The 20,897-nt window shown below is 64.6% G+C and carries 24 protein-coding genes; 10 read left to right on the forward strand and 14 right to left on the reverse strand.

From position 1 onward, the window contains the following. Positions 1 to 4: 4 nt before the first annotated feature. Positions 5 to 691 (forward strand): methionine ABC transporter permease, encoded by a 687-nt coding sequence (locus tag HMPREF2550_RS04625; RefSeq protein ID WP_070790009.1) that lies wholly within the window; start codon positions 5 to 7, stop codon positions 689 to 691. Positions 692 to 1,014: 323 nt separating this feature from the next. After that, positions 1,015 to 1,590, forward strand: a complete 576-nt coding sequence (locus tag HMPREF2550_RS04630; protein ID WP_083317037.1) for a DUF6891 domain-containing protein — start codon at positions 1,015 to 1,017, stop codon at positions 1,588 to 1,590. A gap of 76 nt (positions 1,591 to 1,666) precedes the next feature. Here the strand turns inward: HMPREF2550_RS04630 and rplO are convergent, their stop codons facing one another. Genes rplO through rpsH form a run of 6 tightly spaced genes read right to left on the reverse strand, consistent with a single transcriptional unit; the run spans position 1,667 to position 4,353 of the window. Beyond that, entirely contained in the window at positions 1,667 to 2,116 is a 450-nt protein-coding gene (gene rplO / locus HMPREF2550_RS04635) for a 50S ribosomal protein L15 (RefSeq protein ID WP_070763257.1), read from the reverse strand. A gap of 7 nt (positions 2,117 to 2,123) precedes the next feature. Beyond that, positions 2,124 to 2,309: a 50S ribosomal protein L30 gene (gene rpmD / locus HMPREF2550_RS04640; protein ID WP_038588398.1), complete on the reverse strand. Its 186-nt coding sequence runs from the start codon at positions 2,307 to 2,309 to the stop codon at positions 2,124 to 2,126. A 6-nt stretch (positions 2,310 to 2,315) separates the two neighbouring features. Continuing rightward, positions 2,316 to 2,951, reverse strand: coding sequence for a 30S ribosomal protein S5 (rpsE, locus tag HMPREF2550_RS04645; protein ID WP_070763259.1), 636 nt, complete (start codon positions 2,949 to 2,951; stop codon positions 2,316 to 2,318). Positions 2,952 to 2,991: 40 nt separating this feature from the next. Continuing rightward, complete coding sequence (gene rplR, locus HMPREF2550_RS04650) at positions 2,992 to 3,396, reverse strand: 50S ribosomal protein L18 (protein WP_038588393.1); 405 nt, start codon at positions 3,394 to 3,396, stop codon at positions 2,992 to 2,994. 2 nt (positions 3,397 to 3,398) lie between these two features. Continuing rightward, complete coding sequence (gene rplF / locus HMPREF2550_RS04655; RefSeq protein ID WP_038588390.1) at positions 3,399 to 3,935, reverse strand: 50S ribosomal protein L6; 537 nt, start codon at positions 3,933 to 3,935, stop codon at positions 3,399 to 3,401. A 19-nt stretch (positions 3,936 to 3,954) separates the two neighbouring features. Next, positions 3,955 to 4,353 carry a 30S ribosomal protein S8 gene (gene rpsH / locus HMPREF2550_RS04660; protein ID WP_038588387.1) on the reverse strand — a complete coding sequence of 133 codons (399 nt, stop codon included), beginning with the start codon at positions 4,351 to 4,353 and terminating at the stop codon, positions 3,955 to 3,957. A 308-nt stretch (positions 4,354 to 4,661) separates the two neighbouring features. On the opposite strand from rpsH, the gene HMPREF2550_RS04665 reads away from it, so the two are divergent. After that, positions 4,662 to 5,894: an amidohydrolase gene (locus tag HMPREF2550_RS04665; protein WP_070790010.1), complete on the forward strand. Its 1,233-nt coding sequence runs from the start codon at positions 4,662 to 4,664 to the stop codon at positions 5,892 to 5,894. 19 nt (positions 5,895 to 5,913) lie between these two features. Here HMPREF2550_RS04665 and HMPREF2550_RS04670 read toward each other — a convergent pair whose 3' ends face one another. Beyond that, positions 5,914 to 6,630, reverse strand: a complete 717-nt coding sequence (locus tag HMPREF2550_RS04670) for a DUF2786 domain-containing protein (protein ID WP_070790013.1) — start codon at positions 6,628 to 6,630, stop codon at positions 5,914 to 5,916. 129 nt (positions 6,631 to 6,759) lie between these two features. On the opposite strand from HMPREF2550_RS04670, the gene HMPREF2550_RS04675 reads away from it, so the two are divergent. From HMPREF2550_RS04675 to HMPREF2550_RS04685, 3 genes are read left to right on the forward strand one after another with little or no spacing between them, the layout of a single operon-like run. Next, positions 6,760 to 7,068 carry a DUF6457 domain-containing protein gene (locus HMPREF2550_RS04675; RefSeq protein ID WP_070763263.1) on the forward strand — a complete coding sequence of 103 codons (309 nt, stop codon included), beginning with the start codon at positions 6,760 to 6,762 and terminating at the stop codon, positions 7,066 to 7,068. Then, positions 7,055 to 7,906 carry a formate dehydrogenase accessory sulfurtransferase FdhD gene (fdhD, locus tag HMPREF2550_RS04680; protein ID WP_070763265.1) on the forward strand — a complete coding sequence of 284 codons (852 nt, stop codon included), beginning with the start codon at positions 7,055 to 7,057 and terminating at the stop codon, positions 7,904 to 7,906. The genes HMPREF2550_RS04675 and fdhD overlap by 14 nt, the downstream gene beginning before the upstream one ends. Before the next feature lie 2 nt (positions 7,907 to 7,908). Next, positions 7,909 to 8,388, forward strand: coding sequence for a carboxymuconolactone decarboxylase family protein (locus HMPREF2550_RS04685; RefSeq protein ID WP_070763267.1), 480 nt, complete (start codon positions 7,909 to 7,911; stop codon positions 8,386 to 8,388). A 22-nt stretch (positions 8,389 to 8,410) separates the two neighbouring features. Here the strand turns inward: HMPREF2550_RS04685 and HMPREF2550_RS04690 are convergent, their stop codons facing one another. After that, a complete protein-coding gene (locus HMPREF2550_RS04690; protein WP_070763269.1) occupies positions 8,411 to 9,193 on the reverse strand; it encodes a formate/nitrite transporter family protein in 783 nt (260 codons plus the stop codon). A gap of 175 nt (positions 9,194 to 9,368) precedes the next feature. Between HMPREF2550_RS04690 and HMPREF2550_RS04695 the strand changes: the two genes are divergently transcribed. The 3 genes from HMPREF2550_RS04695 to HMPREF2550_RS04705 all read left to right on the forward strand — a co-directional run bounded on the left by HMPREF2550_RS04695 (position 9,369) and on the right by HMPREF2550_RS04705 (position 14,256). Next, a complete protein-coding gene (locus tag HMPREF2550_RS04695) occupies positions 9,369 to 11,246 on the forward strand; it encodes a GTPase family protein (protein ID WP_246817467.1) in 1,878 nt (625 codons plus the stop codon). After that, on the forward strand, positions 11,227 to 12,852 hold the full coding sequence (locus HMPREF2550_RS04700) for a GTPase (RefSeq protein ID WP_070790217.1): 1,626 nt from the start codon (positions 11,227 to 11,229) through the stop codon (positions 12,850 to 12,852). The genes HMPREF2550_RS04695 and HMPREF2550_RS04700 overlap by 20 nt, the downstream gene beginning before the upstream one ends. Before the next feature lie 207 nt (positions 12,853 to 13,059). Next, complete coding sequence (locus tag HMPREF2550_RS04705; protein ID WP_070763275.1) at positions 13,060 to 14,256, forward strand: hypothetical protein; 1,197 nt, start codon at positions 13,060 to 13,062, stop codon at positions 14,254 to 14,256. A 76-nt stretch (positions 14,257 to 14,332) separates the two neighbouring features. On the opposite strand, the gene rplE is transcribed toward HMPREF2550_RS04705, so the two are convergent. Genes rplE through rplN form a run of 3 tightly spaced genes read right to left on the reverse strand, consistent with a single transcriptional unit; the run spans position 14,333 to position 15,599 of the window. Beyond that, positions 14,333 to 14,911, reverse strand: a complete 579-nt coding sequence (rplE, locus tag HMPREF2550_RS04710) for a 50S ribosomal protein L5 (RefSeq protein ID WP_038588351.1) — start codon at positions 14,909 to 14,911, stop codon at positions 14,333 to 14,335. A 1-nt stretch (position 14,912) separates the two neighbouring features. Then, positions 14,913 to 15,227: a 50S ribosomal protein L24 gene (rplX, locus tag HMPREF2550_RS04715; protein ID WP_038588348.1), complete on the reverse strand. Its 315-nt coding sequence runs from the start codon at positions 15,225 to 15,227 to the stop codon at positions 14,913 to 14,915. Positions 15,228 to 15,230: 3 nt separating this feature from the next. Then, a complete protein-coding gene (gene rplN / locus HMPREF2550_RS04720; protein ID WP_038588343.1) occupies positions 15,231 to 15,599 on the reverse strand; it encodes a 50S ribosomal protein L14 in 369 nt (122 codons plus the stop codon). A 282-nt stretch (positions 15,600 to 15,881) separates the two neighbouring features. Here rplN and HMPREF2550_RS04725 point away from each other — a divergent pair, with 282 nt between their 5' ends. Beyond that, the gene (locus HMPREF2550_RS04725) at positions 15,882 to 16,679 is read left to right on the forward strand and encodes a formate/nitrite transporter family protein (RefSeq protein WP_070790015.1); all 798 of its coding nucleotides are present in this window, start codon (positions 15,882 to 15,884) and stop codon (positions 16,677 to 16,679) included. Between the two features lie 12 nt (positions 16,680 to 16,691). On the opposite strand, the gene HMPREF2550_RS04730 is transcribed toward HMPREF2550_RS04725, so the two are convergent. From HMPREF2550_RS04730 to HMPREF2550_RS04740, 3 genes are all read right to left on the reverse strand, one after another. Continuing rightward, positions 16,692 to 17,486, reverse strand: coding sequence for a sulfite exporter TauE/SafE family protein (locus HMPREF2550_RS04730; RefSeq protein ID WP_070763282.1), 795 nt, complete (start codon positions 17,484 to 17,486; stop codon positions 16,692 to 16,694). Positions 17,487 to 17,492: 6 nt separating this feature from the next. Then, the gene (locus tag HMPREF2550_RS04735; RefSeq protein ID WP_070790017.1) at positions 17,493 to 19,490 is read right to left on the reverse strand and encodes a sucrose-specific PTS transporter subunit IIBC; all 1,998 of its coding nucleotides are present in this window, start codon (positions 19,488 to 19,490) and stop codon (positions 17,493 to 17,495) included. A gap of 122 nt (positions 19,491 to 19,612) precedes the next feature. Continuing rightward, complete coding sequence (locus HMPREF2550_RS04740) at positions 19,613 to 20,884, reverse strand: glycoside hydrolase family 32 protein (RefSeq protein ID WP_070790019.1); 1,272 nt, start codon at positions 20,882 to 20,884, stop codon at positions 19,613 to 19,615. Positions 20,885 to 20,897: the final 13 nt, after the last annotated feature.

Below are 20,897 nucleotides of genomic sequence, written 5' to 3' on the forward strand. Positions count from 1 at the left end.
ACCCATGGAACAGCTCAACTCCTGGTGGCGCGACACCACCGGCTCCCGCGTCACCCCATCGATGTACGTCGACTCGTTCGGCGAGACCGTCTACATGGTCGGCATCTCCCTGTTCATCGGCGCACTCATCGGCATCCCGCTGGCGCTCGCGCTGGTGATCACCCGGCCCGGGGGCTTAAAGCCCAACGCGGTGATCTACGGCATCCTCAACGTGGTGGTCAACGTGATCCGCTCGCTGCCGTTCATCATCCTGCTCGTGGCGATCTCTCCGTTCACGCGCGTCATCGCCGGTACCGCGATCGGCACCACCGCCGCGCTCGTGCCCCTGACCCTGTACATCGCGCCGTTTATCGCGCGACTGATCGAGCAGTCCCTCCTCGAGGTCAACCCGGGCATCACCGAGGCGGCCGACTCCATGGGTGCCAGCATGAGCCAAACCATCCGCTACTTCCTGCTGCCGGAGGCCAAGTCCTCTATCATCCTCGCCGTGACCACGGCCACCGTCGGCCTGATCTCCGCCACGGCCATGGCCGGCACCATCGGCGGCGGTGGTGTGGGTGACTTGGCGATCTCGTATGGCTACCAGCAATTCGACTCGGTGGCCATGCTCACCACGGTGATCATCCTGATCATCGTCGTCCAAGCGATCCAGTCGCTGGGCAACAGGCTCGCGCACCGCGCGCGGGCGTAGGTTTCGCGTATACGCCGCTGCAGCTTTATGGGCTGCGGCGGCGTTTTTCGTTGCGGGTCTGCTTGGTCGGGGCTGCTTGACCGTAACCCTGCTAGATGTCGAGACCGGCAGGTCGAGTTCATTGGTTTTTGTAAGGGTTCTCGACAACCAGGTCTCGACATTTGCGGTCGTTCCACGCAGGTAGCGCAAGCAGGACAGCGTTTATCCCGGTTTGGGACCGACTAACGCTGTCCAACTTGCGCTGTCTAGCCGCGCCCGGCGACCCGACCCGCACGCGCCCACCCCGCGGCAACCTCACGCGCAATTCGCTACGCTGCAGGGGCATGAGCTCCCACGCCATGACCACAAGCAAATTCCCTCCCGCCGACGGCATCTACGAGGCCGACGAAATCACCAGCCAGATTTCTCTCATGCTCTGCCACGGATGGCACCCCGATGAAATCACCGCGTGGCTGGAGGACGACATGGACTCCGACCCAACACCCCTGGTAGAGGAAGTCAGCGCAGAATACGCCTGCCTCGTGCCGGAGGCCTCCGAGGACGCCAAGCGCATCGAAGCCCTGCACGAAGCGCTGGCAAAGCGCAACATCTCGTTCTCCTTCGACGAGGGCTACACCAAGGCCGAAGCCGTTGAGGGCGGCGGCAGGGCCGCCGAAGAGGACGGCCACCGTGGCTATGCCTACTGCACCCAGCAGGACGTAGACAGCCTCATCCACAGCGGGCTGCTCTACTTCGGCTTCGGGGACAGAGAAAACCCCAGCCTGGAAACGGATGCCGAGGTTGCCACCCTAGTCGTCGAAGCGCTCAAAGAGATTGGCCTCAACCCCGTGTGGGACGGCAACGCAAATGCACGTATCACGTGCGAGAACCTTGTCTTTGAGCTGCCACTCAACCACTAACCCCCAACGCGAAAAGCCCGCCACCCCTTACACAGGGGCGGCGGGCCTTAAAGCGTTCTCAGACCCTGAGAGGCGCTTACGCCTCAGTGATGGAGCCGCCAGCAGCCTTGATCTTCTCGGCTGCGGACTTGGAGAACTTGTTGGCGGTGACGTCGAGCTTGACGTCGATGTCGCCGTTGCCCAGGACCTTGACCGGCTGGTTCTTGCGAACCAGGCCAGCTGCGACGATGTCCTCGATGGACACGGCGCCGCCGTTCGGGAAGGCCTTGGCCAGGTCGTTGACGTTGACAACCTGGAATACGACGCGGTTCGGGTTCTTGAAGCCCTTCAGCTTCGGCAGGCGCATGTGCAGCGGCATCTGGCCGCCCTCAAACGCTGCGGAAACCTGGTAGCGAGCCTTCGTACCCTTGGTACCGCGGCCGGCGGTCTTGCCGCCCTTGCCGGCTTCACCGCGGCCAACGCGGTGCTTCGGCTTGTTCGCACCCTTTGCCGGGCGCAGATCATGAAGCTTGATGATGTCAGCCATGTGCTATCTACTCCCCTGCAACTTCTTCGACGGTGACAAGGTGACGAACCTTGAGCACCTGGCCGCGAGTTGCGGCGTTGTCCTTCTTGATCACGGACTGGCCGATCTTGCGCAGACCAAGAGCCTCGAGGTTCTTGCGGGTCTGCGGCTTCTCGCCAACCTTGCCGTGGTGCAGTGTGATCTTCAGTGCCATTGTGGTTTACGCCTCCTGTCCTGCACGTGCGCGCAGCATACGGGCCGGAGCGACGTCCTCGAGGTCCTTGCCACGCTTTGCGGCGACCTCTTCGGGGCGCACCAGTTCCTTCAGGCCGGCAACGGTTGCCTGAACCACGTTCAGGGCGTTGTCGGAGCCGAGGGACTTGGCCAGGATGTCCTGGACACCTGCGCACTCGAGCACCGGACGGACTGCGCCGCCGGCGATCACACCGGTACCGGGAGCTGCCGGGCGCATCATGACGACGCCTGCGGCCTCTTCGCCCTGGACCGGGTGGGGGATGGTGCCGGCAATCATCGGGACGCGGAAGAAGTTCTTGCGAGCCTCTTCTGCACCCTTCTGGATTGCGGCGGGGACTTCCTTCGCCTTGCCGTAGCCGACGCCGACCATGCCCTGGCCGTCGCCGACGACAACGAGCGCGGTAAACGACATGTTGCGGCCACCCTTAACGGTCTTTGCGACGCGGTTAATGGTGATGACGCGCTCGATGTACTTATCGCGGTCGTCGTTCTGGTTGCGGCGGTCGTCGCGGCGGCCGCGGCCACCGCGCTCGTTCCTGTTGCCCTTGTTGTTCTGGTTGTCGGCGGAGCGTCCGCCGTCACGCCGTTCACGTTCGGCCATTACGCGATCCTTCCGTTGATGGTGATGGTTGCGGTGATCATTAGAACTTCAGACCACCTTCACGAGCTGCTTGTGCAAGAGCTGCGATGCGGCCGTGGAACTTGTAGCCGCCGCGGTCGAAGACAATGGCTTCGATGCCGGCTGCCTTGGCACGCTCTGCGACGAGAGCGCCAACCTTGGCTGCCTTGTCCTTCTTGTCCCCGTCCAGGTTGCGCACGTCCGGCTCCATCGACGATGCGGCAACGAGGGTGTGGCCGGCGAGGTCGTCGATGACCTGGACGTGGATGTGGCGGGAGGAGCGGTGCACGACGAGACGCGGGGTCTCCGGGGTGCCACGCAGGGTCTTGCGAATACGGTTGTGGCGACGTGCGCGGGCCTCGCGGCGGCGGGACGAGATGTCCTTGCCGACCGGGGTGCGCTTGGTGTTCTCTGCAGTATTGCTCATGATTACTTACCCGTCTTTCCGACCTTGCGACGTACCTGCTCGCCTGCGTAACGGATGCCCTTACCCTTGTACGGGTCATCCTTGCGCAGACGGCGGATGTTCGCCGCAATCTGGCCAACCTGCTGCTTGTCGGTACCTTCGATCGAGAACTTGGTGTTGCCGTCGACAGCGAATGCGACGCCCTCCGGAGCCTCGATGAGGATCGGGTGGGAGTAGCCGAGGGAGAACTCGAGGTCCTTGCCCTTCTGCTGGACACGGTAACCAACGCCGAAGATCTCCATGTTGATCTTGTAGCCCTCGGTCACGCCGACAACGAGGTTGTTGATCAGCGAGCGCGACAGGCCGTGCAGCGAGCGGTTCTTACGGTGGTCATCCGGACGAGACACCACAATCTGGCCGTCCTCGACGGCTGCGGTGATCGGGGCCGGGATGTCGACGGTCATGGTGCCCTTCGGGCCCTTCACCTCGACGGTCTGGCCGTCAATCTTGGTCTCGACGTTGTTCGGGATTGCGATGGGTGCATTACCTACACGCGACATAGTCTATTCAACCTCCCCTTTACCAGACGTAAGCGAGGACTTCCCCGCCTACACCCTTCTCTTGGGCCTGTCGGTCGGTCAGGAGACCGTGGGACGTGGAGATGATGGCCACGCCCAGGCCGCCAAGGACCTGCGGCAGGTCGGTGGACTTTGCGTACACGCGCAGACCCGGCTTGGAAACGCGGCGCAGACCGGCGATGGAAGCCTCGCGGGTCGGGCCGTACTTGAGGTCCAGGGTCAGGGCCTTGCCCACCTTGGCGTCCTCAACCTTGTAGTCAGCGATGTAGCCTTCCTGCTTCAGGATCTCGGCGATGTTCACCTTGATCTTGGAGGACGGCATGGACACGGTCTCGTGGCGCGCGTTATTTGCGTTGCGCACGCGGGAGAGCATGTCCGCAATCGGATCAGTCATGGTCATAGCGAGTGACCGGTTCCTTTCTCGTTGCGGTTCCCTGCGATTTTCATCAACCCACCTGACCCATAAAGGTCGCGTTTTCCGCATGGTCTGTCGGGGGCTACTTCACGCTCCCCACGCTCAGTAACGTGGGGCGCTCGCCGCCTCCCTTGCACGCGGTCCGCAAATCGGGCGGGGGGCCTGCAACAAAGTTGGATGTACATTTGGTCTTGTCGGCTTGTGGTTTTCACACAAGTCCGACGGATAACCCTATACGCAGGTCACCGCGCAGGGCAAATCGCTTATCGACGCCCACGCGTACACTCTCGCACATGAGCCCCCAGCCCGCACTGCAACCTATCCTCAACCATCTCGACAGCACCCGCGAGGCACGCGAAGCGGCGTACCGGTGGTTCCACCAGCACCCGGAACTGTCGATGCAGGAAGTGCAAACCACGCAGCGCATCGTGCAAGAGCTCGAGGCTGCCGGAATTTCGTTCACCCAGCCGAGTGAGACTGGCGTCGTCGCCACCATCGAGAACGGCCCTGGCCCCGTCGTCGCGCTACGGGCCGACATCGATGCGCTGCCGGTCCGCGAGACCTCCGGCAAGGAGTACGCCTCCACCGCCACCCAGGTCGACGAGGCAACAGGGACGGAGTACCCGGTCGCGCACGCCTGCGGCCACGACGCCCACCTCATCTCACTGCTGGGCGCGCTCGAAGCCTTCCACGCGCACCGCGACGCGTGGTCGGGCACGCTCGTCGGCGTGTTCCAGCCCGGGGAGGAGACCGCCTCGGGGGCTCGCGCCATGGTGGAGGCCGGCATCGCAGAGGCCATCCCGCGCCCTGACGTCTACCTCGGCCAGCACGTGCTCTCCTCGCTGCCCGGCGGCACGGTCGGCACCCAGGTCGGGCCGGTGCTGTCACAGGCGTTCTCCGCAAAAGTCACGGTGCACGGGACGGGCTCGCACGGCTCGATGCCGGAAAAGAGCGTCGATCCGGTGCTGCTCGCCTCCACCATCGTCACCCGGCTGCACCACGTGGTCAGCCGCGAGATCACCGCGGCGGAGACGGCGGTGCTGACCGTTGGCGCGATCAACGCCGGCTTCAAGTCCAACATCATCCCGGACTCCGCCACGCTGCTCATCAACACGCGCGCGTACTCGCAAGAGGTCAGCGACCACCTTAAAGAGGCGATCGAACGCATCGTGCGCGCGGAGTGCCTTGCTGCGCGCAGTCCCCGCGAGCCCGAGTTTGAGTACTACGACGTCTACCCGCTCATCAGCAACGACGAGGCTGTCACCGAAAGGGTGCGCACAGCGTTCGAGGCCCACTTTGGCGACGAGGTGACCGACCTGGGACGGGTGCCGGCCTCGGAGGACTTCTCCGTCATCCCCGACACGCTCGGTGTCCCCTACAGCTACTGGGGTCTGGGCGGGTTCGCCAGCTACCCAGATGCGCCGGGCAACCACTCGCCCGAGTTCGCGCCCGACCTGCAGCCCACCCTGGACCGCGGGGCGGAGGCGCTCATCGTCGCGGCGGGGGCCTGGCTGGTCCGAAACTAACGCCTGAAACTAACGCGCGTCAGAACGGCAGCGCAGGTCGCGCTGCAACCCGCTGCTGCCCGATGTCGGAGGCGTCGCCCGCCTCGTGTCCTTGCCGGTAGGCGTCCGGGTCGAAGGAGCGCTTCGAGGTGTCCGCATGCAGGTGGAGGCCGCGGTCTGCGGCGAAGTCGGCGAGGGCGTTGCGGGCCTGCTCGGCATCGTCGATAAGCGCAAGCGCGTAGGCCTGCGAAGTGTCGGTGACGCGGCGCTCGGACTGCGCGAGGCGCTGGCCGATGCGGGTGGCGAAGCCGGTCATGTACGAGCGGCGGGTCACGATGATGGATTCGCCCAGGTGCGTGGCGTGCAGGCGACGCGCGCCCGCCATCATGACCGGGACGAGCAGGCTATAGAGCGCGTCAACTCGCGCCAAGTGGTCGGTGTGACCGAAGAGCGTGGCCTGCTTGACGCGCGTGGAGTTGTAGGCGCGGTGGTAAAAGCCGGTGCAGTGCAGACTGTCGGCAATGGCGAAAAGGAGCTTGGCCTGCATGTCGGTGTACGCGCCGCTGATGTCGTAGGTGCGGCGCTCGATCGCGTTGCCCTGGCCAACGCTGGTCACGTCGCGCTCGCTCAGCCCGTAGACGGCCATGAGATCGAAGGCCTTGGCGTAAAAGGAGTCGCCTTCCGGTGTGCCTTCCCTATCGGCTGCCTGGCGCAGCAGCTTCTGGACGCGTGCCTTGAGCTTGTGAATGTCTTTCATGAGCTTTACCTTTCGTACGTTATGGTTGGTGCGTTTATTTTTACTACACATCGCCTATTCGCGCTACCCCTACGAAAAGCGCGCCGGTGGCTACTGTGGGAGACACACGATCAACGAAAAGGAGCACCCATGGCACGAGAGGAAAGCCTCCAATCCACCCACGCCTGGCTCGCGGCGCTGGCAGAGGAGTTCGACATCTCGCCGACGCTGGTGCGCGAGCTCGTCGGCGACATCCTGGAGCTGACTGCCGACGTCGCCCACAACGGCCCGTCGCGCCCAGCCGCGCCCACCACCGCCTTCCTCGTGGGTCTCGCCGCAGGCCAGGCCGGCCTACCCCAGGACGACACCGCGCAGGCAGAGCAGGTCCGCGCCCTGATCGCGCGCACCAGCGAGCTGCTCAAGCGCTACGACACGGGGAGCGCGGATGAGCAGGATTAACCGCCGTTTCGCCGTCACCAAGGTCACGGTCCCCGAAGAGGGGGAAGACGGGCCGAAGTTCTACACGGACACCCGCGCGGACACCGTCACGGTGGAAGAGCCCCTAGAGATCCGCGCGCAGGGAAAAACGCTGACCTCCACCATGCGCACCCCGGGGCATGACGTAGAGCTCGCGCACGGGTGGTGCTTCGCCGAAGGGCTGATCACCTCAGCGGAAGACGTGCGCACCGCCCGCTACTGCGCGGGCGCGGTCGGCGCGGGCGGGGAAAACACCTATAACCTGCTGGACATGGAGCTCGCCGAGACGGCGCAACCTGTCACGCCGGAATTCATCCGACTCACCCCCACCACCAGCGCGTGCGGGGTCTGCGGCACCCAGTCCATTAGCGAGCTACTCCACAAGGTGCGCACTCCGATTACACCAATCGAGCTGGACCCAGAGCTGATCGTCGAGCTGCCCGAGCGGCTGCGCGCCGAGCAGAAACAATTCCGCAAAACCGGCGGCATCCACGCCGCCGGGGCCTTCGACTTGAAGGGCAACCCGATCGTGGTGCGCGAGGACATCGGCCGCCACAACGCAGCCGACAAGGTCATCGGGCATTTGCTTCTCGACGGCGCGCTCCCGGCCCGCGACATGATCCTGGTCATGAGCTCACGTGCGTCCTTCGAGCTCGTGCAGAAGGCGGCGGTGGCGGGCTTCCCCGCGCTCGTGGCGGTCTCCGCGGCCTCTTCGCTCGCGGTGGAGCTGGCGCGCGAGGCGAACATGGCGCTCGCCGGCTTCGTGCGCAACCGCAGATTCAACCTGTACGCGGGCAACTTGCGTTCAGTAGAATCATAGGCATGACGCCCCGCCACGTACCCAAAGAAATCATCGAGATGTTCTACCCGCCTATGCAATTCTTGCGGGACAACACCGACCCGGACCACGCCCACCTGGTGTGCGTGCGGGCGACGGCGGTTAACGGGTGCCCGGTATGCACTGCGATTCACCGCCGCAACGCACGCGAGCACGGCTGGAGCGAGGACTACATCCTCAAGGTGGAGCAGTGGACTCGCCACGCGCGCGAGTTCAGCGAGACCGAGGCGCTTGTCCTCGAGCTGGCGGACGCGCTGACGGAGTTGGAGGACACGCCTGAGTCCTTGTCCGAGGACCTGTGGGAGCGCGCGACGGAGGCTTTCGGCGAGGAGTACGTGCGCGCGCTGATCGTTGGCGCGGTCGGGGTCAACAGCTACAACCGCCTCGGCATCGCCTTCCAGCAGGACCCGAAGAAGGTCCTGCGCGTGACGGAGTTCGATTTGGTGCCGGCGGAGGAGCGTTAGGCGTCGATAAGCGGGCGGGCGCTTAGTCCTTGTAGACGGTGTTGGTCTTGTTCAACCAGGCGTAGACCGCGCCGATGCCCAGGCCGCCGCCGACGAAGTTGCCGACCCACACGATGATCCAGTTCAGGGCGACTGCGCCGAAGGTGAAGCTCTCTGCCTGCGGGTCAGCGAACAGCTCCATCCCCATCAGGCAGAAGTTCGCGATGACGTGCTCGAGCCCGAGGCCGACGAAGATGGCGATCATCGGCAGGATCACGATGAACTTGGAGATGACCTCCTTGGACAGCAGCGCACCCACGATAGCCATGTTGACCACGAAGTTCGCCAGGACCGCCTCGATGAACGTGCCCCACGGACCCTTGTTCAACTTGCCCTCCACGAGGGTGGAGATCAGGTGTGTGTCATCCAGCGAACCGAACTTGGCCGACTGGCTTAAGATCCAGGCGATCAGCAGCGCGCCCACCAGGTTGCCCACGGTCGCGACAACGACGATCCAAATGCCTTTCCCCCAGGAGAACTGTCGCACGGTGGCGGCCCAGGAGGAAAACATCATGTCGCCGGTGGCCAGCTCGGCCGCGAGCACGACGATGGCGAACAGGCCGAGGCCGAAGAGCATGGCGAAGACCACTGCGCCGGAGCCGGGGAAGAGCTGCTCGGTCATGTTGCCCACCACGGCAGCGAAAGCGGTGCCCACCATGAGGTAGATACCGCCGAGGATCGAGCGCACGAAGAAGCGGGCGGGCTCGTTGTCCAGCAATTCCTCCTTCTTGCCTGCACCGGCTTGAATTGTGTCGTTGAGCGCCATCGCTCCTCCTTAGCTCGCGTACGCCCCAGTTTGCGTACATATGCGTGTAATACAGTGCATGATGCTAACGCATCGGCCGCCGATCCTTCGCCCGCAGCAGGGGTATCCGCGGGGGTGATCCCACCAGCGTGACCGCGCGGGTCCGTGCCCGCGCCCCTGTGCCAGAATGGTGGGCGTGAGCACTCCCCAATCCCCCGCCGAGCTGATCGCCGCAGTGCGCGAGCTGCGCGAGGCACTCGCCGGCACCGCGCTGCCGAGCGATCCGGCCGCGGCTGCCGACGCCCGCGCCGTGGTCAACCAACTCGACGATTACATCCTGCCGCGTCTGAGCAACCTCGACGCCCCGCTGCTCGCCGTCATCGGCGGATCTACCGGCTCCGGCAAGTCCACGCTGGTCAACGCGGTACTGCGCGAGCGCGTCTCCAACCCGGGGGTGATCCGCCCCACCACTCGCCAGCCGGTGCTGGTGGCCAACCCCGCCAACGCGGACTGGTTCAACTCGCCCGAGGTCCTGCCAGGTCTTGCCCGCTCCCACGGCGCGGGCGACGAGCAGTCCACCACGCTGCGGGTGGTGGAAACAGCCACCATCCCCGCAGGGCTCGCGCTTGTCGACGCCCCCGATTTCGACTCCATCGACGACCACAATAGGGCCCTGGCCTCTCAGCTTCTCGCCGCCGCCGACCTGTGGATCTTCGTCACCACGCCAGCACGCTACGCGGATCAGCTGGTGTGGAACTTCCTCCACGACGCCGCCGGTCGCGGCATCGAGGTCGTCGTCGTGCTCAACCGTCTCGACGAGGCCTCCGCCGAAACCGTGCCGTCCGACCTGCGCCGCATGATGGACGAGGCGGGCCTGAGTGGTGCGACCGTCTTCGAGGTCCCCTTCGTCACCGACCTCGGCGGGCAGGCAGGCGGGGAGTTTCTGCCGGATGAGCTGGTTGCGCAGCTGCGCGACTACCTCAACCGGCTTGCCGGGGATACCGCAGCGCGCCGCGAGGTGGCGGGCAAGACGGTGGCAGGTGCGCTGGGCGGGGTGCTGGTGCGCGTCGAGAAGCTTGGGGCACGCCGCGAGCAGCAGGAGGCCTTCGCTGCGCAGATCGACACCGCGATCGACGCGCACTACCGCAGCGCCTGCGACCACGTCATCGACGCCACCAGCGACGGCAAGCTTCTGCGCACCGAGGTCCTCGACCGCTGGCAGGACGTGGTGGGCACCTCGGACGCCTTCCGCGGGGTGGAGCGCTGGTTTAGCCAGGCCGTGGACAAGGTGGGCAGTTTCTTTACGGGCCAGCCCGCGCCGCTGCGCGAGGTGGAAACCGAGATCGAGTCGGGCCTGCACGCCGTAATCGTCGACGCCGCCGAAACCGCCGCCGCGAAATCCTGGTCGCACGTGGGTGCCGTCGCCCCCGAGCTGCGTGCGCAGGCCGCGCCCGAGCTGGCCCGGGCGAGCGAGACGATCTCCGAGGACGCCGCAGCACTTGTGCGCCAGTGGCAACAGGCACTGCTGACACGCATCCAGGAGACCGCAGGCCAGAAGCGGCAGCGCGCCCGCGTGATGTCTTTCGGCCTCAACGTGCTGACCGTCGCACTGATGCTCGTGGTCTTCGCCTCCACCGCCGGGCTGACCGGCGGCGAGATCGCCATCGCGGGCGGCTCCGCCGTCGTCGGCCAGAAACTCCTGGAGACCATCTTCGGCGAGGACACCGTCCGCCGCATGGCTGCGGACGCCCGCGCCGATCTCAACGAGCGCCTCGAAGCGCTGCTTGGGAGCGAGCGCGAGCGCTACCGCGAGATCACCGCGCCACTGCACGCTGGTACCGACGCCGCCGAGCTGCGCGCGCTTTCCGCCGAGGCTCGCACACAGGCCAGCGCGCGTTTCCCCGAAACGATGCCAGCAGCAGCGGCCGTGCCCGCGGTTGCTTCCGCGCCCGCGCCCGCTGCAACGCCCGACGCCGAGGCCGACTCCAAGCTGCGCGGCCTACTCGACCAGCTGCGTGGCACGTTTACCCGCCCGGCCCCGGAGGGAGACGCCAATGGCACTGCTGAGCGCTAAGCCGACCCTTGGCGAGCGCCTCACCGCGCTCGAGGAGGCCGCAGAGATCGGCCGCGGCTACCTCTCCCCCGCCCAGCGCGAGCGGCTGGAAAAGGTCGCCCGCGCCGGTGCCGAGCGCCGCGCCTTGTCCGCCGAGCACACCGTCGTCGGTTTCTTCGGCGCGACCGGCTCCGGCAAGACCTCGTTGTTTAACGCCATCGTCGGCGAGGACCTTGGCAAGGCCGCCGCCCGCCGCCCCACAACGTCCTCCCCGCTCGCCGCGATTTGGCAGCCCGCCGGCTCCGAGGAGCTGCTCGACTGGCTCGGGGTCGAGGACCGCCGCGCCCGCCCGGGCGAGTTCGCCCCCGACGCTGGCCCGCTCATCCTGCTCGACCTGCCCGACTTCGACTCGGTCGAAGCTTCCAACCGCGCGATCGCCGAGCGCCTCGCCGGCCAGGTCGACGTGCTCGTCTGGGTCTCCGACCCCGAAAAGTACGCCGACAGCGTCATCCACGAGCAGTTCATCCGCCCGCACGCAGGCCACGCCGCGGTCACGCTCGCCGTACTGAACAAGTCCGACTTGCTGGCCCCCAGCGACGTCGACACCGTCAGCGCGTCCTTCAAGGGGCTTTTGCTTGACGACGGCCTGTCCAACGCCCACGTCGTCCCCACCTCCACCCGCACGGGCGCCGGGATTGATGACCTGCGCGCCGCCATCACCCGCGTCGCCCGCGCCCGCACCGCGCAGTCCGCCCGCATCGAGGCCGACATCCAGTCCGCGACCGCAGACTTACTCCCTCCAGCCACCGGCAAGCAGCTGGCCAAGCAGGAGAAGAAGACGCGCCCGGACAAGCAGGCCAAACGCGATATGGACGCCACCCTCGCCGAGGCCGCGGGTGCCGACCGTCTGGCCAACAACGCCGCCGCCGCGTACCGCAAGCGCCTGCGCGAGCGCACCGGCTGGCTGCTGACCTCCTGGATCACCCGCTTCCGGCCGGATCCGCTCAAGCGCATGGGCGTGCGCGAGCAGTCCGACGAGGTGGGCGTACACCGCTCCTCCATGCCGGAACTCGACGCTGCATCCAAGGCCGTAGCCAACCGGGGCGTGCGCGACTACGCGGAAGCCATCGCGGCCGGGCTTCCCGAGCAGTGGGCCGCAGCCGTGACCGACCGCGCGAGCCAGGCTTCCGAGCAGGTACCCGAGGCACTTGACCGGGCGGTCGCGCGCACCCGCGTCCCGGCCCAGCCGTCGAAGGCCTGGTCGCTGCTGACCATCGTGCAGTGGCTCGCCCTGGTCGCCGCGCTCATCGGCGTGCTGTGGTACCTGCTCGTGGCGTTCGTACCCGGCATCCTCACTCCCCTGCTCGGCACCGACCTGGTCCCGGACGTCGAAGGCTGGCCCATCCCCACCCTGCTGATCATGGCCGGGCTCCTCACCGGACTGATTATCGGCCTGATCAGCGCCGTCTTCGGCGGGATGCTCGGGTCCGGAGTGCGCAGGCGCACGAAGACGGCGCTACGCCGGGAGATTGCCATCGTTTCCGAGGAAACTGTGGTGGCCCCGCTCAGCGAGATCCGCGAGGACTATGCCCGTTTTGCGCAGCGCCTCGCCTTCGCGCGCGGGTAGCGTGAAATTTTCCGCAGCGCGATCTTGCCGGTTCCTGCTGACCTGGGAAAATTGAATATAGCTAGTCTAACTATGCGAAATCTTTCACAGCCTGCGCCGATACCTTCCACTATCCGCACGGTGGGCGCAAAATATCTCTCGTATGCCAGACACCCAGTGGTAGGGTGGGCCGCACTTGGCAAGAAACCGAGGAGACCAACGGCAGAAATGTTTTACGACGAAGCAATCCAAAAGGCCGGTTCCGCCACCACGAAAGCCCTCGGTGCCCTCCAGACCGCGAAGGTGTTGCTCCACGGTTTCGCCCGCCCTTGCACGGCAAGGTGGCCGGAGGTCACCGCCATTATCAACAGCATCGAGTTCGATGAAGCGACAAAGGATTTCTCGCTTTCCGAAGCAGCCCAGGAGCGCATGGACGATTGCTATGAACAGCTCGACAAGGCGGCAGATGATGCATGGCCCGAAGACCCAGACCCGTCTGATCTCATAGCCACAAATGCGTTGGATGCCGTCGCAAATCTCGCTTCAAACACGGTGAAGTATTGGGAGCAGTTAGGGGTGGCATTGTCGCCCGATAAAGACGACCACCTCCACTTCCTTCGCCTGCTTGCCGCCGCACGCAGCCGGGTCACCGGGGAAACGCTCCACTTCGCTGAGATCGACAACGTGGGCAACGTGTTTGTCTTCGAGGAGTTCCTTCCCCCGGCACTGGCGGAGGCGGCTGGGGGCGGGAGCGCGACGTCGACAAGCACGCGCTTGGCCGACGTAATGATCAAGCGCGCAGACATAGAAGCAACCACCATCGCTGTCGCCGCTGAACCGGGAATGGTCTCCATCGTCGGAGACGTCAACACGGCGCGGGCCATCTACGACGCAAACTTGGAAGCCGAGGCAGCAGCACGCGCCAAACCCCCTGTTCAACCAGCCGAAGAGCGGGCGAACTACGAGCCACTCGTCGACTTCACCACCGACGCCCCGTTGAGTTTCAGGGACGTATTACACGCGATGGGAAATCCTGAGCCGAAGCCCATCATCGACCGTATGAATTGGAACACATTCCTCGGAAACGGATACCGGGCGAGCGTAACCGTCGGCGGGCACAAGTTTGCCGCCCAAGCAACCGAAAAGGACGGTGTGGTGGCTGAGTTGGAGATCAGCCCGGAAAACAACGCTAGTTTCCTCGGAATCCCGTTCCACATCCCCACGTCGAGGTTTACCGAAAAACTCGACGCCCTCGGCATACCGTGGGCCGACGATGGGCGATCAGGAATTGTCCTTTACGAGCACTGGGTAACGCTCTACAACGACGAGGGCCGGATCGAAGCCGTATTGTGGTACAACCCTGCAACGCTCACCGATATTGAACTGCTCGATATCGCGTTTCCGCCCGACTCGCAGAAAAGTTAAGTAAGCCGCATACACGAAAAATGCCCCCGGTTCTTCTAGTGAACCGGGGGCATCTGTGGAGCGCTCAAGCGAAGGCTTAAGCCTGCTTCATCTTGCCGTCCTTGTCCGCGAACGGGAAGCCGAGGTGGGTCAGCAGTGCGCGACCCTCTTCGTCGTTCGTGGCGGTGGTGACGACGGTGATGTCCATACCGCGCGGGCGGTCGATCTTGTCAATGTCGATCTCGTAGAACATCGTCTGCTCAGACAGGCCGAAGGTGTAGTTGCCCGCACCGTCGAACTGCTTGTCGTTCAGGCCGCGGAAGTCGCGAATACGCGGGAGTGCAACCGTCAGGAGACGATCCAGGAACTCCCACATGCGGTCGCCACGCAGGGTGACCTTCGCGCCGATCGGCATGCCTTCACGGAGCTTGAAGTTTGCGATGGACTTCTTCGCGCGACGCAGCTGCGGCTTCTGGCCGGTGATCGCGGTGAGGTCCTCGAGTGCGCCGTTGATGACCTTGGAGTCACGCGCAGCGTCGCCAACACCCATGTTGACAACAATCTTGGTCAGACCCGGGATCTGCATGACGTTGTCGTAGCTGTACTTGTCGTTCAGCTTGGTGCGGATCTCGTCCTGGTAGCGGGTCTTCAGACGCGGAGTGTAGTTCTCGCTCATGCTAGATGTCCTTCCCGTTCGACTTGGCAACGCGGACCTTCTTGCCGTCCTCGTCAAAGCGGTAGCCGACGCGAGTCGGGTTGCCGTCGGAGTCCAGGAGCATCACGTTGGACACGTGGATTGCTGCTTCCTGGGTGACGATGCCGCCGGACTCTGCGCCGCGCTCGTTGTAGGAGTTTGCGACGTGCTTCTTCACACGGTTGACGCCCTCGACGAGGACCTTGTCACGCTTCGGGTAGGCCTCGATGACCTTGCCCTGTGCGCCCTTGTCCTTACCGGCGATGACCTGGACCATGTCGCCCTTCTTGATCTTCATTAGTTAGATCACCTCCGGTGCGAGAGAAACAATCTTCATGAACTTCTTGTCGCGCAGCTCGCGGGCAACGGGGCCGAAGATGCGGGTGCCGCGGGGCTCGGTGTCGTTCTTGATCAGAACGGCAGCGTTCTCGCCGAAGGAGATGTAGGAGCCGTCCGGACGACGGGTTTCCTTGGTTGCGCGGACGATAACCGCCTTGACAACCTCGCCCTCCTTGACGTTGCCGCCCGGGGCAGCTTCCTTCACGGTGGCGACGATCGTGTCGCCGATGCCGGCGAAGCGTCGAACAGAGCCGCCGAGGACGCGGATGCACAGAATTTCGCGTGCGCCCGTGTTGTCGGCGACCTTCAGACGCGATTCCTTCTGAATCACAGTTGGTCTCCTGACCTGGATCGATGTGCGTCAGATTTCCGTCCTGTACGCACGTGGTCATGTGCTCATTGTGCCTTCGCTTATCGACGAACCACGTAAACGGTCGAAGGGTCTCGGACTTCCAACTCGGAAACGCGCTGCAAGCCCGACCAGCGAGAGACAACTGCAGTATTAAAGCATGTGTGGTGGGGAAACACCAAATCCCATCCGCCCCACAGCCGGTGGCGGACATCACCCGTTTTCAATTGGTAACCCCAATCAAAACCACGTATGGTGTTACCTATGAACTTTGACAGCACGTTGGCCGAATCAATCGGCTTCAAGGCGTACCTCTTCAACAACGAACTCCCCAAGTTCGCCGTACGCTCCATGCTCGCCGGGCTGTTCCTCACAATCATTACCGCGTTCGCCGCCGTGGCGGCCACAGCGGTCGAGGCTGAGGCACCTGGCTTCGGCAAATTTGTCTTCGCCGCCATCTTCGCTACGGCACTGTACGTCATGGTCGTCCTCGGTGCCGAACTAGCCACCGGCAACATGATGTTTGCCACTTACGGCTCAACCACCAAACGGCTGGGTTGGTTCAACGGCTTCGTTCTCGTTGTCGTGTGCACCCTGTTCAACCTGCTCGGCGTCCTGCTCACCGCGTACTTCATCACCAAATCCACCGCGTTTGAGGCGGTGGACCCGGAGAACTTTCTCGCCGGGCTCACCAACGTCAAGCTAGCCAAGGATCCCTGGCACCTCTTCTTGGAGGGCATCTTCGCCAACATCGTGGTGAACATCGGCATCCTCATGGCGGTACAGGCTGGCAAGGACTACACCGCCAAGCTCATCGCCATCGTTCTGGTAATCCCAGCTTTCGCTGCGATGGGTTACGAGCACTCGATCGCGTCCTTCGTCATCTTCTCCCTGTCCGGTTATGGCATCGGACCGGAGCACTTCGAAGGCTTCACCCTGGTCAACGGCCTGTCCAACTGGCTGTTCGTGTGGCTGGGCAACTACGTCGGCGGTGGCCTACTCATGGGCGGCGTCTACGCCTGGCTGAACAAGGGTGCCGCGCCTAAAGTCCGTTCGAACTAACCTCAAAGCGCCTTAGACAAACTGCCGCACCAGCGCGACCAACGCAACAACGACGATAATGCCGCGCAGCACGGAGTTTGGAAGGCGCTTTGCTATCTGCGAGCCGCCAATCCCGCCGATCAGCCCGCCCACGGCCACAATCGCCACCCCGGCCCACACGATCTCCGCACCATAGAAGGCCCAGGCCACGAGGTAGACCACGGCCGCGGTGACGTTGACAAAGAGCGAGAGGAAGTTCTTCACGGGGTTGACGTCTTTCAGCGAGCGCCCCGTGGCCACCGACATGATCGCCATGTACAAGATGCCCTGGGCGGCGGTGAAATAGCCGCCGTAGATGGCGGCCGCCCCCATCGGCGCGATCAGCTGCGGGCGCTTCCACGCCTCACCGACCGGCTCCCCCGCCGCAGCCGCCCCCACGGTGGTGCGCCGCGACAGCCACGCGGTCAGCTTCGGTTGGAAGACCACCATCAGAAGCGCCACCACGATCAGCACCGGCACGACGAAATCGAGCGTGCTGGACGGAGAAGCCAGCAGCAACAGCGAGCCCGTCGCCGAGGCCACGATGGTCACCACCACCATCGGCCCGAGGTAGGGCAGCTCCCGCGCAATCTCTTTGCGGTAGCCCAGCACCGAGCCGACGGAGGCGAACACCATACCGGTCGTGTTCGTACGCACCGCCACTCCGGGCGGCAGCCCCACCGCCATGAGCACCGGCAGGGTGAGCAAAGAACCGGAGCCCACCGCTGAGTTGATCGCCCCCGCCATAATGGCCATCACAAACAGCAGCAGCGCGCTGACCGGTTCCATCTGTTCCTACTCCTTTGTTGCTCCCGCCGGTTTTTCGGCAGACTCAGCCGCCGGCTTGGGTTCTACGTTAAAGCACGCCTCGCCAAAAGCGAGTTTCCCGGGGAGGTGGAGCGCGGGGTTGATCGCGCCGACGCGCTTGGTGTTGGACACCACAATTGGGGTGGTGACCTCGTAGCCTGCGTCCACGATCGCGTCGATATCAAAGGTGGCGAGCAGGTCGCCCGCGCGCACCTCGTCACCCTTCTTCACGTGCGCCGTGAAGTGCTCGCCCTTGAGGTTCACGGTGTCGAAGCCGATGTGCATCAGCACGTCGACAGCCTTGCCGTCGGTGCCTGTACCGCGGATGGCGTAGGCGTGGCCGGAGGGGAAGGTCACGGCCACCTTGCCGTCGAGAGGCGCGCGCAGCTCGCCCACGGTCGGCACAATCGCGATGCCTTCGCCAAGCTTGCCCTGCGCGAACATCGGATCCGAGACCTGCGCCAGCGCCACTGCCTCGCCGGTCAGCGGCGAGACCACGCGCAGCGCGTCCGCAGAGGGCGCAACCAGCGGTGTCTGCTCTGGCTCCGCCTGCTCCGGCGCGTCCGGGTCGATGGTGCCGTTCTTGCCCACCAGGTAGCGTCCGTAGCCGTAGGCTGCACCGAAGCTCAGCACGAAAGTCACCACCGCCAGGACGAGGAAGATGCCCATGTCGCTCGCGCGCATCGAGACCACGCCGATGAAGCCCGCGGCTCCGAGGGCCATGGCCTTGACGTCGAAAATCGCGATGAGCATTGCGCCTATCGACGCCGCGCCCATCCCCACATAGAACGGCCACCGCAAGCGCAGGTTCACACCGAAGATCGCAGGCTCAGTAATACCGAACACCGCCGAGATGCCCGAGGAGCCCGCCAGGCCCTTGAGCTTCGCGTTGCGGGTGAGGAAGTACACGGCCAGCGCCGCCGCGCCCTGTGCGATATTCGCCATCGAGGCGGTGGCGAAGATGAAGGAGCCGCCCTGCTTAAAGAGCTCGAGCTCGATGGGCGGGAAGGACTGGTGCAGGCCGGTAATCACGATCGGCGAGTAGACCAGACCGAAGAGGAAACCGCCGATCGGACCGCCGACCTCGTACAGGTTGGCCAGGCCGTGGATGAGCAGGTCGCCGAGCCAGCGCACGGCCGGGCCGACAGCGATGAAGGTGATAAACCCGGTGATCAAAAGCGTCGCCAGCGGGGTGACCAGGAAGTCGACCGTGCCCTTGAGGCGCTTGTGGAACCACTTTTCTATCGTGGCCAGGATCCACGCCACCGCCAGCACCGGCAGCACCGCGCCCTGGTAGCCGGCCTGGGCGACCGGGAAGCCGAAGAGGTCCCAGTAGGTCATGGAGCCGTCGGCCATGGCGTTTGCCACCTCGTAGCCGTTGATCAGCTCCGGGTGCACCATCGCCATGCCGATGCCCGCGCCGAGGTACTCGTTGCCGCCGAAGCGCTTCGTGGCGGAGAAACCAACCAGCACCGGCAGGAAGGCAAACGGCGCGGAGGCCAGCACGTTGATGATCTGGGTGAGCCCCTCGATCGCGGGGAACATACCCACGAGCGACTCACTACCAAACAGGCCCTCGGCGGTGAGCACGTTGTTTAGCGCCATCAGCAGACCGCCTCCGACCAGGATCGGGATCAGCGGCACGAAGATGTCGGAGAAGACCTTGATGAATCGCGTGAACCAGTTGCCCTGGTTCGCCGCCACCGACTTCAGCTCCTCGGTGGACACCGCAATGCTTTTCGACGTCAGCGCGTCCAACTCTTTAAACACCAGGTCCACATCGCCGGGGCCGACGATGATCTGGAACATGCCGCCGGTTTCAAACACCCCCTTGAGGTCCGGGTCGTCCTCCAGTGCGGCGGTGTCCGCCTTGCTCGGGTCCTTCAGCACCATACGCAGGCGGGTGGCGCAGTGGGCGGCGCCGACAATGTTGTCCTCGCCTCCCACCCCCTCCAGCACCCGGCGCGCGACAGCAGCGTGCTCCATAGCGTGGTCCTTTCCGGCAGGGGCTTACCCCCTGCTCATCTGGGAAAAGTAGGTTCTTCCCCAGTCAACCACGCGAGTGTCATACCTTCGCTGAACAAACTATAAAGTTCCCCTATTCGGGGCTATACGGAACGAAACAATGCCCATTCGTTTCCGTTTGGCGCGAAAACGGCGGAGGAGAACGCCACTTCCCCGCCACCGGCGGTCAGCTCCACGGCCGCGCCGTCGGCCGTGCACACCAGCTCGCCAGGCCCGCACTCAGCCCAGCGCACCAGCCCGTCCACGGTCAGCGAAAGCGTGCCGCGCCCTGTGCCCTCCTGTGGGGTCCACGCAAGGGTCGCGCCGACGTTGTCTTCCACGTCAACCAGTTCGACCTCCAACGGATCGGACCCGAGCTCGCAGCGCCAGACCACCATCTCGTCCTGGGCTTTGGGGAGACAGAGGGAGGTGTGCAACGTGGCGTCGATAAGCTTGAGCTCCCGCGGCAGGGTGAGCTGGTGGACCCAGCCCTCGGCCTGAATCGTGGGGGTGTCGTCGCGCGCGGGCAGGCCCATCCAACCCAGCATCAGTGCGCCGGAGCGGTAAGGGATGAGCTGCGGGGCGTAGAACTGGTGGCCGTAGTCCAGCGGGGTGAAACCGGTGATGACTTCGAAGCGCAGGCCGTCGAGACGGCCGACGACGTAGCCGCACTCGTCGGAATCCAGGAATTGGGGACAAAACACCAGCACATCAAGTACTTCGCCGGTGGTCTGGTCCTCCACGCGCATAAGGTTCGGGCACTCCCACATGTAGGCCGAGGCCGTGTTGTAATCCAGCCCTATGAACTCGATTGGGCCTGCCAGCTCCCAGGTATCCAGGTCCTGGGAGGTATAGACCACCACCGCGCCCGTGTTGTTCTCCCGGCGCGCGCCGATGACCATGCGCCAGGACCCGTCCGGGGCCTGCGTCACATGCGGGTCGCGGAAGTCTGCGGTAAAGCCCTCCGGGAAACCCTCGATGACAGGATTGTTCTCGCGGCGGCGGTACACCCCGCCCAGCGGGCCCTGCACATCCTCCACATCGACGATGTTCTGGCTGGTCACTCGCTCACCGTCCACCTTCAGGTTGCCGGTGTAAAACAGCCGCATCCGCCCCTCGTGCACCACCGAGGAGCCCGAGTAGCAACCGTTCGCGTCATAGGGAAAGTCCGGGTAGAGCGCATCCGGCAGGTGAAAATAGCGGCCGTCGCCCAGACGCGTGACCGCGTGCCCCCACCCGGTGCGCTTCGGGGTGCGCGGGAACGAGGGGTCGTGCTGGTAGAACACGTGCAGCTCGTCGCCGATCAGGGTCAGCCCGTTCGGGTCGTTCAGGCGCCCCTGCGGCGGAGTGAGGTGGAATTTCGGCCGGTACGTCATGGTGCATAGTCTA

Source organism: Corynebacterium sp. HMSC074A01 (assembly GCF_001831515.1).
In the GTDB taxonomy this organism is placed as follows: domain Bacteria; phylum Actinomycetota; class Actinomycetes; order Mycobacteriales; family Mycobacteriaceae; genus Corynebacterium.

Excerpts from the sequence above, each read along its gene's own strand:
- HMPREF2550_RS04725 (WP_070790015.1), top strand. The coding sequence starts at position 15,882 with ATGAACTTTGACAGCACGTTGGCCGAATCAATCGGCTTCAAGGCGTAC.
- rplR (WP_038588393.1), bottom strand. The coding sequence starts at position 3,396 with ATGAGCAATACTGCAGAGAACACCAAGCGCACCCCGGTCGGCAAGGAC.
- HMPREF2550_RS04670 (WP_070790013.1), bottom strand. The coding sequence starts at position 6,630 with ATGAAAGACATTCACAAGCTCAAGGCACGCGTCCAGAAGCTGCTGCGC.
- HMPREF2550_RS04730 (WP_070763282.1), bottom strand. The coding sequence starts at position 17,486 with ATGGAACCGGTCAGCGCGCTGCTGCTGTTTGTGATGGCCATTATGGCG.
- HMPREF2550_RS04700 (WP_070790217.1), top strand. The coding sequence starts at position 11,227 with ATGGCACTGCTGAGCGCTAAGCCGACCCTTGGCGAGCGCCTCACCGCG.
- HMPREF2550_RS04665 (WP_070790010.1), top strand. The coding sequence starts at position 4,662 with ATGAGCCCCCAGCCCGCACTGCAACCTATCCTCAACCATCTCGACAGC.
- HMPREF2550_RS04625 (WP_070790009.1), top strand. The coding sequence starts at position 5 with ATGGAACAGCTCAACTCCTGGTGGCGCGACACCACCGGCTCCCGCGTC.
- rpmD (WP_038588398.1), bottom strand. The coding sequence starts at position 2,309 with ATGGCACTGAAGATCACACTGCACCACGGCAAGGTTGGCGAGAAGCCG.
- HMPREF2550_RS04705 (WP_070763275.1), top strand. The coding sequence starts at position 13,060 with ATGTTTTACGACGAAGCAATCCAAAAGGCCGGTTCCGCCACCACGAAA.
- HMPREF2550_RS04735 (WP_070790017.1), bottom strand. The coding sequence starts at position 19,490 with ATGGAGCACGCTGCTGTCGCGCGCCGGGTGCTGGAGGGGGTGGGAGGC.
- HMPREF2550_RS04740 (WP_070790019.1), bottom strand. The coding sequence starts at position 20,884 with ATGACGTACCGGCCGAAATTCCACCTCACTCCGCCGCAGGGGCGCCTG.
- HMPREF2550_RS04690 (WP_070763269.1), bottom strand. The coding sequence starts at position 9,193 with ATGGCGCTCAACGACACAATTCAAGCCGGTGCAGGCAAGAAGGAGGAA.
- fdhD (WP_070763265.1), top strand. The coding sequence starts at position 7,055 with ATGAGCAGGATTAACCGCCGTTTCGCCGTCACCAAGGTCACGGTCCCC.
- rpsE (WP_070763259.1), bottom strand. The coding sequence starts at position 2,951 with ATGGCCGAACGTGAACGGCGTGACGGCGGACGCTCCGCCGACAACCAG.
- HMPREF2550_RS04675 (WP_070763263.1), top strand. The coding sequence starts at position 6,760 with ATGGCACGAGAGGAAAGCCTCCAATCCACCCACGCCTGGCTCGCGGCG.
- rpsH (WP_038588387.1), bottom strand. The coding sequence starts at position 4,353 with ATGACCATGACTGATCCGATTGCGGACATGCTCTCCCGCGTGCGCAAC.
- rplO (WP_070763257.1), bottom strand. The coding sequence starts at position 2,116 with ATGGCTGACATCATCAAGCTTCATGATCTGCGCCCGGCAAAGGGTGCG.
- HMPREF2550_RS04630 (WP_083317037.1), top strand. The coding sequence starts at position 1,015 with ATGAGCTCCCACGCCATGACCACAAGCAAATTCCCTCCCGCCGACGGC.
- HMPREF2550_RS04685 (WP_070763267.1), top strand. The coding sequence starts at position 7,909 with ATGACGCCCCGCCACGTACCCAAAGAAATCATCGAGATGTTCTACCCG.
- rplF (WP_038588390.1), bottom strand. The coding sequence starts at position 3,935 with ATGTCGCGTGTAGGTAATGCACCCATCGCAATCCCGAACAACGTCGAG.
- rplX (WP_038588348.1), bottom strand. The coding sequence starts at position 15,227 with ATGAAGATCAAGAAGGGCGACATGGTCCAGGTCATCGCCGGTAAGGAC.
- rplE (WP_038588351.1), bottom strand. The coding sequence starts at position 14,911 with ATGAGCGAGAACTACACTCCGCGTCTGAAGACCCGCTACCAGGACGAG.